The sequence below is a fragment of the Streptomyces sp. NPDC107522 genome (assembly GCF_055657525.1).
This window is the reverse complement of record NZ_JBVKAU010000004.1, coordinates 595203-607246: the sequence shown is the minus strand read 5'-3', so window position 1 is coordinate 607246 and position 12044 is coordinate 595203. Positions and strand designations below refer to the sequence as shown.

Below are 12044 nucleotides of genomic sequence, written 5' to 3'. Positions count from 1 at the left end.
CTTGCCTACTGCGTACCGCAGTTCGTGACGACCTTCTGCTCTTCCTCCGAGAGGGTCGGGCCGGGGTTTGGCGTCGCAGTCGGTGTCGGGGAGGTGGAGGTGGACGGGTTGGGGGTCGGGGACTTGGACGCCGACGGGTTCGGCGTCGGTGTCGCCTTGGACGTAAGGGAGGTACGGGTGGTTCCCGTGGTGCCTCCGGCCTCGCCCTCGCCCGTCTTGGAGTTCTGCTCGCTCTCGGCGGCCTGCTGCTCGGACCGCTTCTTGCATGCGGAGGCCTGCACGGCGAGCTCGTCGATCTTCGCCTGCGCGTCCTTCAGGCTGCCTTCGGCGATGGTCCCCTCGACGCCCTTGCGCTGGTACGGCGGCAGGTACTTGAGTTCGATCTCGGGGTGGTCCTTCTCCACCTTCGACAGCGAGACCCAGGCCAGGTCCTGGCTGATCCCCCGGTACAGGGCGACGTGTTCGTCGTTGGTGCCGACGTAGTACTGGGTCTGCGTCCAGCGCCAGCCGCCGTACATGCCGCCGCCGATCACACCGAGCGCGAGCGCGATGTAGAAGGATCTCTTCAGCCACTTGCGGCCCTTGCGGGGCTTGACGAAGTCGTCGTCGGTGTAGCCGAAGCCGTCGGTCGGGATGAACCCCGTGACGTCGCCGGAGCCGGGCGGGCCGAACTCGCCGCCCCCGCCGCCCTGTCCGGGGACCTGGCGGCCGAGCCCGGAGGCGCGTCCGGCCGGGGTCTGCATGATGCCGTTGTCGTGCAGGTGGTTCTGGTTCTCGGCGACGGCGCCGACCACGACCGGGGTGTCGTGCAGCTGTCCGGCGAGGGTGTCGCCGGTGTCGAGGTCGAGGACGTCGGCGACGATGACGGTGATGTTGTCCGGGCCGCCGCCGCGCAGCGCGAGCTCGATGAGCTGCTGGACGGTCTCCTGGGGGCCCTGGTAGCTGGCGAGGGTGTCCTCCAGGGTCTGGTGGGACACCACCCCGGACAGGCCGTCGGAGCAGATCAGGTACCGGTCGCCGGCGCGGACCTCGCGGATGGACAGGTCGGGATCGACATGGTCGCCGCTGCCCAGGGCGCGCATCAGCAGGGAGCGCTGCGGGTGGGTGGTGGCTTCCTCTTCGGTGATACGGCCCTCGTCGACGAGGCGCTGCACCCAGGTGTGGTCCTGGGTGATCTGCGTGAGGACGCCGTCGCGGAGCAGGTAGGCGCGTGAGTCGCCGACGTGGACGAGGCCGAGGCGCTGTCCGGTCCACAGCAGGGCGGTGAGCGTGGTGCCCATGCCTTCGAGCTGCGGGTCCTCCTCGACCATGGCGCGCAGCTGGTCGTTGGCGCGCTGGACGGCCGTGCCGAGGGAGGTGAGGACGTCGGAGCCGGGGATGTCGTCGTCGAGGGCGACGATGGTGGAGATCGCCTCGGAGGAGGCGACCTCGCCCGCGGCCGCGCCGCCCATGCCGTCGGCGATGGCGAGCAGGCGGGGTCCGGCGTATCCGGAGTCCTCGTTGCCCTCCCGGATCATGCCTTTGTGCGATCCGGCGGCGAAGCGCAGTGACAGACTCATGCGCACCTCGCCTGTCGGCTCCGGGTACATCCGCACGGTGCCCACCCTCCGGTCGGGAGCGCGCCGGGGCCCGTGGGGTGGGCCGCCGTTGCGTGCTCGCTCCGCTCGCTCATTGTCGTACTACTTCCGCAGCTCGATGACGGTCTTGCCGATGCGGATCGGCGCGCCCAGCGGAATCGGTGTGGGGGTCGTCAGCCGCGTTCGGTCGAGGTACGTGCCGTTGGTGGAGCCGAGGTCCTCGACGATCCACTGACCGTCGCGGTCCGGGTAGATCCTGGCATGCCGGCTGGAGGCGTAGTCGTCGTCCAGCACGATCGTGCTGTCGTGCGCCCGGCCCAGGGTGATGGTCTGGCCCTGGAGCGCGACGGTGGTGCCGGTGAGGGTGCCCTCGGACACGACCAGCTTGGTGGGGGCGTTACGGCGCTGGCGGCCGCCGCCCTGCTGGCCGCGCTGCTGGGGAGGCGCCGCCTGACGCGCGGCCTGCTGCGGCCGGGCGGCCTCGCGGCGCGAACCGCGCTGCGTGACGCGCGTACCGAACAGGTCGCTGCGGATGACCTGCACGGCCACGATCACGAACAGCCACAGGACGGCCAGGAAACCCAGCCGCATGACCGTGAGGGTCAGCTCTGACATTGCCCCCGCTTCACCCTTCGGCTTGCCTATAGATAACGGTGGTGCTGCCCACGACGATCCGCGAGCCGTCGCGGAGCGTAGCGCGGGTGGTGTGCTGCCCGTCCACCACGATGCCGTTGGTGGAACCGAGATCCTGGATCGTCGAGGGCGTTCCGGTCCGGATCTCGCAGTGCCGGCGGGAGACGCCGGGGTCGTCGATCCGCACGTCGGCCTCGGTGCTGCGGCCCAGCACCAGCGTCGCGCGGGAGATCTGATGGCGGGTGCCGTTGATCTCGATCCAGTAGCGGGTGCGTCCGCCGGCCGCGGGGGCCGCGGGGCGCTGGCCGCCCGCGGGCTGCGGGTAGCCGTAACCACCGGGGCGGCCGCCGGGGGGCGGCGCGGCTGGCATGGGCGGGGCGCCCGCGGGCGCGGCGGCCGGCGGGTAGCCGTAGCCGCCCGGGGCGCCGGGCCGCCCGGCCGGGGCGGCGGGTGCGGGAGCCTGCCGGCCGCCGGCCTGCTGGTCGGTGGAGCCGGCGAGCGTACGGCTGCGCACGCGGTACAGGCCGGTGTCGAGGTCCTCGGCCTTCTCCAGGTTGACCTTGATCGGGCCCATGAAGGTGTAGCGCTGCTGCTTGGCGTAGTCGCGGACCATGCCGGCGAGCTCGTCGCCGAGCTGGCCGGAGTAAGGGCTCAGCCGCTCGTGGTCCGGCGCGCTGAGCTCCACGATGAAGTCATTGGGTACGACCGTGCGGTCGCGGTTCCAGATGGTCGCGTTGTTGTCGCACTCGCGCTGGAGCGCTCCCGCGATCTCCACGGGCTGGACCTCGGACTTGAACACCTTGGCGAAGGTGCCGTTGACCAGACCTTCGAGACGCTGCTCGAACTTCTTCAGGACTCCCATGGGGCACCTCCTCCGTAGCCTGCTTCGTCCTGTATCCCGCCGGGCGGGTACTGCCTTACCTGGTACTGCTTACTGATCGTATCCACGCGCCGGTCAATCGGCTGGTTCCCCCTGTCGGCCCGGTCGACGGGTGTCGACGCCCTCGAAGTTCCCTGTGGAGCTCCCGTTCGAACTCCTCACGGACAAGTCTTGCCATGGATCGTAGAGGCGGCCGCAGACCAGTGTCCCGCACCTGACTGTGGACCTGGACCGGCTCCTGGGGAGATGGGCGGTACCGGTACGAGGTTGATACGTGAACAGGTACTCGTTGATACGGAGCGGTCGGCGCCGAGGGTTGGGCGGTGCTCAGGGGTGCGTGCCGACTGTGCTGGTGGGCGGGCGCGCGGCGGTTGCACGGCGGCTGCCTGGGGATAAGGGATGTGAACCCACCCTGGACGGCGTGCTAATGTTCTGGGTGTCGGAAGGCGCCAGGCCCAAGGGGCAGGGAGCCGGAGGACACACCCAATGCGCGGGTGGCGGAATAGGCAGACGCGCTGGATTCAGGTTCCAGTGCCCGCAAGGGCGTGGGGGTTCAACTCCCCCCTCGCGCACCCTCGAAGAGGCGGCATCGTAGTCACGATGCCGCCTCTTCTTTTGTGTTCTGGTGCGTGTTCTGTTGCGTTCGACACGTTGCCCTTCGGTAGGTGTCCGCGGCGGCCGTGACCTGTGATGAAGCTCTCAGGTCACGGCCCTGGTCAGCCCGCCGCGATGACCGTGGCGAGGGTCACGGCGGCCGGCAGGGCCTGGGCGAAGAGGATGCGGCGGTTGGCGGTGGCCGCGCCGTAGACGCCGGCGACGACGATGCAGGACAGGAAGAAGATCTGGGCGCGGTAACCGGTCGGGTCGCCGGCGATCAGACCCCAGACCAGGCCCGCGGCCAGGAAGCCGTTGTAGAGGCCCTGGTTGGCCGCCAGCGGCGCGGTGGCACGGGCCATGTCGGCGTCGAAGCCGTGGAAACGGCGGCCCGGGCCGCGCTGCCACAGGAACATCTCCAGGACCAGGATGTAGGCGTGCAGCAGCGCCATGAGGGCGACGAGGATGACGGAGATCAGGTGCATGGGGTGATTGTGCCGGTGTCATGTTCGCGCTCGACTGGTCGAGCTGTGGGTGGGTGGTCTGTGGGTGGTGGTCGGTCTGTCGATGGGTGGTCTGGCGGCGGTCGGACGCTCGACGGTCGGACTTTCGGCTGAGCCGCCCGTCGCGAGGGCCGTGAACGGTGGCCGTTCGGCTGAGGTGGCCGATTCCGCCCCCGGGCGAGATTGGAGCTCCCTTCCGCAGGAGCCCACCGATGCCACCCGCGTCACCCACCCTCGTTGCCGGAGCCGTAGTCCGGCCAGGCGGTTCTGTCCTCGCTCCTCCCGCACCGCACAAGCCCCTTCAAGGCGGCCGTGGGTCGTCCGGTCGGGCTCCACGCGCGCGTGCCCGCGTGCGCTGGGACGTGCTGTTCTGGCTCGGATGCGCGGGCTTCGCCCTCGTCATGGCCCTGGTCACGACGCTGACCCCGCATCGCATCTGGGGCGCCTGCGCGGCCGTCGGGTACGTCGTCGCCGCCGGGTTCGCCCGTCGGTCGCCGAGCCCCTGGGGCAGGCGCGGTGCGGTGGCCGCGCTGATCGGTTCCGTCGTGGTCCCGCTGACGCTGATGGTCGCGGTGAGTGCCGCGCAGTCGGAGGTGCATGTCGTCGAGCACTCGGGCGGCCTGCTGCTGGACTCGGTCAGCCCGTACGTGCCGCACCCGGTCGGCGTCGATGACTACAACCCGTACCTGCCCGGCATGGCGCTCTTCGGGATACCTCACGCGCTGTTCGGCGGTGAGCCGCTCGCGGACGCCCGGGTGTGGTTCTGTGCAGCGTTCCTGGTGTGCATGCTGGTCGCCGCGCGGGGGCATGGCCGTAACTCCCTTCGGCGAAGCCTGCCTTCGGACAGGGGCGGCGCGGCGCACGAGGCATCGGCTGCGAACGCCGTACTGCTCCTCGCCGCCTGCCCGGCCGTCGCGCTGCCGTTGGCCGTCGGCGGGGTCGATCTGCCGGTGATCGGGCTGATGTGCCTGGGGCTGGCGCTGGCCGGCCGGGGCGGGTCCGGTACGGCGGCCGGGCCGGCGATGGGGGCCGCGGCCGCGCTGAAGTGGACCGCCTGGCCGCTGCTGCCGGTGGGGCTGGTGCTGCTCGCGATGACGGCGGGGCGGCGGGCGGCCGTACGGGCGGGGATCGTCGCCGTGCTGGTGGCCGTGCCGGCCGTCGTGCCGGTGGCCTTGGCCGATCCGCACGCCTTCGTCGAGCACGTGGTGCTCTTCCCGCTCGGTGAGGGCGGGGTGCGCTCGCCGGCGGCCAGCCCGCTGCCCGGACACCTTCTCGCCGCGTACGTCCCCGGCGACTCCGTACTCGCCATGGCCGCCCTCGCGGTCGCCGCGGTCGGCGTGGCGGCGTCGTTGGCGGTACGTCCGCCCCGGACCGTCGTCGCGGCCGCGGACCGGCTGGCGATCGGGCTGGGGCTGGCGATGTGCCTGATCCCGGCGACCCGGTTCGGGTACCTGGTCTATCCGCTGGTCCTGGCCGCGTGGTTCCGGCGTGCGGAGCTGGTGACGGCTGCTCGGCGGGTGGGGCGGTTGGTGCGGGGCGAGCGGGTCGTGCGGGTCTTGCGGGGCGAGCGGATCGTGGAGGTCCAGCGGGTCGTGTGGGGCGGGCGTGCGTGAGGGAAGGGGCGCGGCTCCGGGGCGGGTCGCGGTGTTCGCGGTGATCGGGCTGGTCGTGGTGCTGTGTCTGCCGTCGGTGGGGCAGCCTGCGGGTCTGCCGTCGGTCGGGCAGCCTGCGGGGCGTCCATCGGTCGGGCAGCATCCGGCGGGGAACTCGTCGCGGTCCTCGACCACCGCGGTCCTCGAGAGGGGTGTCGGTGCGGGGATCGACAGGGGTGTCGGGGGAGTCGGCGGGCGCCGGTGAGGCGTGTAGCCGCCTCGCGTGGTGTATCGGCGACTTGCGCGTACGCGCGCGTACGGCCCGTACCGCTGGAACGGGACCCTACGCGCGCGTGCGGCCGTCGACCCTCGCGACTGCTGGGCCGCTCAGGCCGCTCAGGCCGCGAGCCGCTGGGCCAGCTGCTTCGCCTTCGTGGCGGCCTCGTCGAGTGCGCGCTCGCGGGAGGCCTCGAAGAGGGGGACCAGCTCGGCCATCTCGGGGTCGGCCGGGGCCATCGTGAGCTCCGGGACGATGAACTCGACGTCGGCGCCGAGGAAGTCGGCCAGGATCGCCGACAGGTAGTTCTGCACGTACTCGTAGCCCGCGCGCGGAGTGCCCGGCCCGTACGCGCCGCCACGGCTGGCGACGACGGTGATCGGGGTGCCCTTCACCGACTGGGCGTTGCCCGCCGTACGGCCGAACAGGACCACGTTGTCCAGCCATGCCTTCAGCGTCGACGGGATCGTCAGGTTGTACATCGGGGCGCCGATCAGCACCGCGTCCGCCTGCTCCAGTTCCTCGATCAGCTTCAGTCGCTCCGCGAAGGCCGCGGCCTGCTCGGGGCTGTGCGAGGCCGGATCGGAGAAGCCGGCGGTGTGGGCGTGGGCGGTGATGTGCGGCACGGGGTTCGTGGCGAGGTCGCGGTGGATCACCGTGGCCTCGGGGTGCTGTACCTGCCAGGTGCGGCGGAAGGCGTCGGTGACCGCGCGGGAGGCGGAGGCGTCGGTCGGGAAGACCGAGGAGTCGATGTGCAGGAGCTTGGCCATGGAGATCTCCAGGAGTCGGTACTGAAAGTTCGTACTCGACTATGGATAACACAGTCACTTACTTTTTTTCACCCCCGTACGGGAGGGCAGTACGCTGAAGGCATGGCGGCGGGTGAGCAGAGGCACGACGTATCGGAGTGCAAGCGGGTCGACGACGGCATCAGCCGCGTCTTCCAGCTGCTCGGAAAGCGCTGGACCGGCCCGATCGTGTCCGTCCTGACCGCGGGGCCCGCGTACTTCGTCGCCCTGCGCCGGGCGATTCCCGGCATCAGCGAGCGGATGCTGTCCGACCGGCTCACCGAGCTGACCGCCGCGGGACTCGTCGTGCGCGAGGTGTACGAGGGGCCGCCGCTGCGGGTCGTGTACCGGCTGACGGAGGCGGGTGCCGCACTGGAGCCCGCGCTGACCGAACTCGGCGGGTGGGCGAAGAAGCATCTGTCCGAGGGGGAGCGGCCGGAGGGCTGCTGAGGCCGGGGTTCGGTGAGGACTCCGTGCAGGGTTCGGTGAGGACTCCGTGCAGGGTTCGGTGAGGAATCCATGGCGGGTTCGGTGAGGAATCCGTGCGTGGCTCCGGGCAGGGCTTGGTGCCGGTTTTCCACAACCGCGGAGTTGTCCACAGGGTCTGACGCGTTTCGGCCACCGGTTGTAACGTCGGCACGAGTTGATGTTCGTGTTGATGCGTGAGCGGGGGAGGCGGTCGCTGTGACCGAGGTCGGTGCGGAGACTGCGGCGGGGGCAGATGCGGAAGCGACTGCGGTGGCGCCGGAGTCGGCGTCGCGGCCCGTGGTGCGCCGGCTGCCCCGGGTGGGCGGCTTCGCCGAGTGGCCCGGGGGCGGGTCGCCCAAGGAGGAGGGCAAGGCCCGGCGCAGGCGGGTCCCGCGCGGTGAACACGCGGTCCTCGATCTCGACGCCGCCCGCCCCGACGCCGTGGCCGCCGTCGAGGAGTCCAACCTTGGCCGGCTCCCCGAGCTGACGCCGATCAGGGTCGGCCGGATGGCGGCGACGCCCTTCGCGTTCCTGCGCGGCTCGGCGGGGCTCATGGCGTACGACCTCGCCCGCACCCCGATGACCCGGATCCGCGCCCAGATCTGCGGCGACGCGCACGCGGCGAACTTCGGCCTGTACGGCGACGCGCGCGGCGGGCTGGTCATCGATCTGAACGACTTCGACGAGACGCTGTACGGCCCCTGGGAGTGGGACCTCAAGCGGCTCGCCGCCTCGCTGGTGCTCGCGGGCCGGGAGGCCGGCGCGGACGAGGACGCCTGCCGCAAGGCGGCGCACGACACGGCCGGTGCCTACCGGCGCACCATGCGGCTGCTGGCCAAGCTCTCGGTGCTGGACGCCTGGAACGCGATCGCGGACGAGGAACTGGTCTCCCACACCGACGCCCATGACCTGCTCGGCACGCTGGAGCGGGTCGCGGAGAAGGCGCGGGCCAACACCAGCGGGCGCTTCGCGGCGAAGTCGACGGAGCCGACCGAGGACGGCGGCCGCCGCTTCGTCGACGCACCGCCGGTACTGCGCCGGGTGCCGGACGCGGAGGCGGCGGCGGTCGCGTCGTCGCTGGAGGGCTACGTCACCACGCTCTCCGAGGACCGCCATCCCCTTCTCGCCCGTCACGCGGTGCACGACGTGGCGTTCCGCGTGGTGGGCACGGGCAGCGTGGGCACCCGCTCGTACGTCGTGCTGCTCCTGGACCACCGGGGCGAGTCGCTGGTCCTCCAGGTGAAGGAGGCCCGCCCCTCGGCCCTCGTCCCGCACCTGCTGACGGCCGGCTTCGAGGTGCCGGAGGTGGCGCACGAGGGGCGGCGCGTGGTCCTCGGCCAGAAGCGGATGCAGGTGGTCAGCGACATCCTGCTGGGCTGGACGACGGTCGACGGACGCCCCTTCCAGGTACGCCAGTTCCGCAACCGCAAGGGCAGCGTCGACCCGGCCGCGCTGGCCGCCGACCAGATAGACGACTACGCCCGCATGACCGGCGCCCTCCTGGCCCGCGCCCATTCCCACAGCGCCGATCCCCGCCTGATCTCCGGCTACTGCGGCAAGAACGAGGAACTGGACGAGGCGATCGCCACATTCGCCGTCAGCTACGCCGACCGCACCGAGGCCGACCACAGCGCGCTGGTGGCGGCGGTCCGGGCGGGCCGGATCGCGGCGGAGGTCGGCGTGTGACCTGGTGCGGATGTGTGGCCGGGTGCCTGCGCCGGGCGGCGTCATTCAGCCCGTCTGGGGGTGCCCTCTCTGGGGGAGTTTGAGGACGAGGCCCGTTCAGGGCGAAGCGGGGTCTGGGGCGGCAGGCCCGGCAGGCCCGGCAGGCCCGCGACAACGCCGGTGCTGTCCGGGCGGCGGTGCTGCGGGGCTCGGCTCAGCTGACGCGGTCACGGTGTGGCCTACGCTGGTCGGGTGACGACGCCCGAAGCTGAGCAGTCCCAGGCCGAGCCCGCAGGTGCGGGGACGCGGGGCGGTGCCGAGGTGCCCGCCGGTGGAGCCGAGCAGGGTGGTGAGGCGCGGATGACGGCCGAGGACGGTGCGGCGCGGCCCGAGGAGCGGCTGGAGCGGGCCGTGCGGGCTGCTGAGCAGGCGTTGATCGAGTACGAGATCGCGGTGGAGACCTTCCGGGTCGAGGTGGAGAACTTCTCCCGGCTGCACCACCAGAAGCTCGGCCCGATGTACGCCCGCCTTGACGAGCTGGACGCCTGCATCGCCGAGGCGACGGCCGCTCGCACCGGCGACCCCGAGGACATCCGCAAGGCCGACGAGGCACGCGCCCGGGTGCTGCCGATGCCCGGCGTCGAGGAGCTGTTCCACGGCTGGATGGATGGCGACGGGCTGTCCCCGGAGGCCGCGGCGATGCTCACGGACCAGTCGGTGCGGCCGCCCCAGCGTGTGCGCCCCAGCGACGAGGCCCGGAAGCTCTACCGCGAGCTGGCCCGCAAGGCCCACCCCGACCTCGCCCAGGAGGACGGCGAGCGGCGGCGGCGCGAGGAGTTCATCACCCGCGTCAACGCCGCCTATGCCCGAGGGGACGAGGCGCTGCTGCGGGAGCTGGCCGAGGAGTGGGCCGCGGGACCCGTGCCCAAGGAGCAGGGCCCGACCCCTGCCGAGGAGCTCTACGCCCGCCTCGAATGGCTCGCCCAGCGCAAGGAGATGCTCACCCTGGTCGCGAAGGACCTGGAGGAGAGCGCGATCGGCGCGATGCTCCGCATGGCCCCGGACGACCCGGATCGCCTCCTGGACGAGATCGCCGAACAGCTCCTGGCCCAGGTGGCCGAGCGGGAAGCGGAACTGGCGGCTCTGCTCGGCTAGGGGTGCGGGAGTCGCCGTAGTGGGGCGCGGGGCTGCATCGATATGCGGCTCCGCCGCGTGGGCGAGACAGGCCACGACGAAGCCCGCACTCTCCGGACGGCCGCGCCGCCCTCCCCCTTGGGAGCCCGGCGCCGGCCGGCGCAGCGTCCGGTAGCGTCGGGGTCATGAACTTCGGATCTGCCGTACCCACCGTCGAGGTCACCGACCTCAAGGACGACGACTTCCTCCTGGACGTCCGCGAGGACGACGAATGGCAGGCGGGGCACGCCGAAGGCGCCCTGCACATCCCGATCAGCGAGTTCGTCGCCCGTTACAGCGAGCTGACCGAGGCCGCCCCGCAGGACGGCCGGATCCACGTGATCTGCCGCTCCGGCGGGCGTTCCGCCCAGGTCGCGATGTACCTCGTCCAGCAGGGCATCGACGCGGTGAACGTCGACGGCGGCATGCAGGTGTGGGCGGCGGCGGGACGCCCCGTGGTGAACGACGAGGGACAGCCCGGATTCGTCCTGTAGGGGCAGCCGGGCTCCGCCGGTCAACCCAGCGGATGCGCCGCCAGCAGATCCCCCAGTGTCTCCTCGTGCGCCGCCGCGGGGCCGAGCGCCAGCTCCAGGTGCTTGGCCCAGGCGTGGTACCGGTGCAGCGGATAGTCGACGTCGGCGCCGAAGCCGCCGTGCAGATGCTGGGCCGTCTGCACGATCCGCCGTACGCCCTCCGAGGCCCAGATCTTGGCCACGGCCACGTCTGCGGAGGCGGGCAGCGCCCCCGGCGCCCCTGATGCGATCCGCCAGGCGGCCTGCCATAGCGCGGCCTCCATCGCGCGCAGGTCGATGTAGCGGTCGGCGGACTGCACGGCGACCGCCTGGAACGTGGCGATCGGATGCCCGAACTGCTCCCGCTTGCTCGCATACTCCGAGGTCATCCCCAGCACCCGCTCGCCCAGCCCGAGCGCCAGCGCACACGTCCCGGTGGCGAGCAGCTCCCGCAGCCACTCCCACGCTCCCTCGGCGTCGATGACGTCCCGTGCCGCGAGCCGCACCGACTCCAGCCGCAGCTCCCCCAGCCGCTCCCCGCTGGTCGAGAACTGCTCGGCGAGCGAGACCCCCTCCGCACCGCGCGGCACCACCGCGAGGACGGTGCGGTCGGCGGCCGTACGGGCCGGCACGACGACGAGATCGGCGTCGTACGCCCAGGGCACCGCGGTCTGCACCCCGTCCAGCACCCACCCCGAACCGTCCTGCCGTGCGGTCACGGCGAGCTCCGCCGGGTCGTGGCCGGTGCGGCCGTGCGCGGCGACCGTCAGCACGACCTCACCCCGCCCAGCCCGCGCGAGCAGCTCGGCCTTCAGCTCGGGGCCGCCGTATGCCTGGACGGCCGCTGCCGCCGCGCTGTACTCCAGCAGCGGCACCCGTGCCAGCACCTTCGCCGACTCGCGCAGCACCAGGCACAGCGCGATGGCGTCCAGGCCCGCCCCGCCGTACTCCTCCGCGAGCAGCAGGCTCAGCAGGTCCGCGTCCGCCAGGCGGGCCCACAGCGGGCGGTCGAAGTCGTCGGCGACGGCACCCGGCGTGAGCGCGGGAGAGGGCACCGCGTCCGGCGCGACCCCGGCGAACACCCCGCGCGCCGCCTCGGCCGCCGCCTGCTGCTCCTCGGTGAAGGTGAAGTCCACGGTCCCTGCCCTTCCACACCCACGGCGATCTGACGGGGCGTCAATGTAGAACAGGTTCTAGAAGAAGGGAATGGCGCGTGGAGGACCCGTGTGGAGGACCCGCGTAGGGTCCCGTATGACCCCCGTACGGGCTTGTGGGACCCCCGTATGGTGTGGACGACCGCGGCCCGTCAGGGGCTGTGCGCGGCGGGTGGGCCTGAGTACCGTTCCCGTGCGAGCGCTGAGGCAGGACGGAACGGACCGGAA

The 12044-nt window shown here is 72.0% G+C and carries 11 protein-coding genes and 1 tRNA gene; 6 read left to right on the top strand and 6 right to left on the bottom strand.

What is annotated here, in order from left to right:
* Nucleotides 1–5 precede the first annotated feature (5 nt).
* From ACZ7L6_RS16795 to ACZ7L6_RS16785, 3 genes are all read right to left on the bottom strand, one after another.
* A complete protein-coding gene (locus ACZ7L6_RS16795; RefSeq protein ID WP_471924604.1) occupies nucleotides 6–1589 on the bottom strand; it encodes a Stp1/IreP family PP2C-type Ser/Thr phosphatase in 1584 nt (527 codons plus the stop codon).
* A gap of 90 nt (nucleotides 1590–1679) precedes the next feature.
* Nucleotides 1680–2192, bottom strand: a complete 513-nt coding sequence (locus tag ACZ7L6_RS16790) for an FHA domain-containing protein FhaB/FipA (protein WP_003999678.1) — start codon at nucleotides 2190–2192, stop codon at nucleotides 1680–1682.
* A 10-nt stretch (nucleotides 2193–2202) separates the two neighbouring features.
* On the bottom strand, nucleotides 2203–3072 hold the full coding sequence (locus tag ACZ7L6_RS16785) for an FhaA domain-containing protein (RefSeq protein WP_471924438.1): 870 nt from the start codon (nucleotides 3070–3072) through the stop codon (nucleotides 2203–2205).
* A gap of 506 nt (nucleotides 3073–3578) precedes the next feature.
* On the opposite strand from ACZ7L6_RS16785, the gene ACZ7L6_RS16780 reads away from it, so the two are divergent.
* Nucleotides 3579–3662: transfer RNA gene (locus ACZ7L6_RS16780), tRNA-Leu, on the top strand.
* A 144-nt stretch (nucleotides 3663–3806) separates the two neighbouring features.
* Here ACZ7L6_RS16780 and ACZ7L6_RS16775 read toward each other — a convergent pair.
* Nucleotides 3807–4169: a DUF1304 domain-containing protein gene (locus ACZ7L6_RS16775; protein ID WP_471924436.1), complete on the bottom strand. Its 363-nt coding sequence runs from the start codon at nucleotides 4167–4169 to the stop codon at nucleotides 3807–3809.
* Nucleotides 4170–4537: 368 nt separating this feature from the next.
* Here ACZ7L6_RS16775 and ACZ7L6_RS16770 point away from each other — a divergent pair, with 368 nt between their 5' ends.
* Nucleotides 4538–5800, top strand: a complete 1263-nt coding sequence (locus tag ACZ7L6_RS16770; protein ID WP_471924434.1) for a glycosyltransferase 87 family protein — start codon at nucleotides 4538–4540, stop codon at nucleotides 5798–5800.
* Between the two features lie 375 nt (nucleotides 5801–6175).
* Here the strand turns inward: ACZ7L6_RS16770 and ACZ7L6_RS16765 are convergent, their stop codons facing one another.
* On the bottom strand, nucleotides 6176–6826 hold the full coding sequence (locus ACZ7L6_RS16765) for an FMN-dependent NADH-azoreductase (RefSeq protein ID WP_471924431.1): 651 nt from the start codon (nucleotides 6824–6826) through the stop codon (nucleotides 6176–6178).
* Nucleotides 6827–6928: 102 nt separating this feature from the next.
* Here ACZ7L6_RS16765 and ACZ7L6_RS16760 point away from each other — a divergent pair, with 102 nt between their 5' ends.
* The 4 genes from ACZ7L6_RS16760 (at nucleotide 6929) to ACZ7L6_RS16745 (ending at nucleotide 10644) form a co-directional block, all read left to right on the top strand.
* Complete coding sequence (locus tag ACZ7L6_RS16760; protein WP_471924429.1) at nucleotides 6929–7294, top strand: winged helix-turn-helix transcriptional regulator; 366 nt, start codon at nucleotides 6929–6931, stop codon at nucleotides 7292–7294.
* A gap of 234 nt (nucleotides 7295–7528) precedes the next feature.
* Entirely contained in the window at nucleotides 7529–8998 is a 1470-nt protein-coding gene (locus ACZ7L6_RS16755; protein ID WP_471924427.1) for a DUF2252 domain-containing protein, read from the top strand.
* Between the two features lie 231 nt (nucleotides 8999–9229).
* Complete coding sequence (locus tag ACZ7L6_RS16750; protein ID WP_471924425.1) at nucleotides 9230–10132, top strand: hypothetical protein; 903 nt, start codon at nucleotides 9230–9232, stop codon at nucleotides 10130–10132.
* A gap of 164 nt (nucleotides 10133–10296) precedes the next feature.
* Nucleotides 10297–10644 carry a rhodanese-like domain-containing protein gene (locus ACZ7L6_RS16745; RefSeq protein ID WP_471924423.1) on the top strand — a complete coding sequence of 116 codons (348 nt, stop codon included), beginning with the start codon at nucleotides 10297–10299 and terminating at the stop codon, nucleotides 10642–10644.
* A gap of 20 nt (nucleotides 10645–10664) precedes the next feature.
* On the opposite strand, the gene ACZ7L6_RS16740 is transcribed toward ACZ7L6_RS16745, so the two are convergent.
* Nucleotides 10665–11798: an acyl-CoA dehydrogenase family protein gene (locus tag ACZ7L6_RS16740; protein WP_471924421.1), complete on the bottom strand. Its 1134-nt coding sequence runs from the start codon at nucleotides 11796–11798 to the stop codon at nucleotides 10665–10667.
* Nucleotides 11799–12044: the final 246 nt, after the last annotated feature.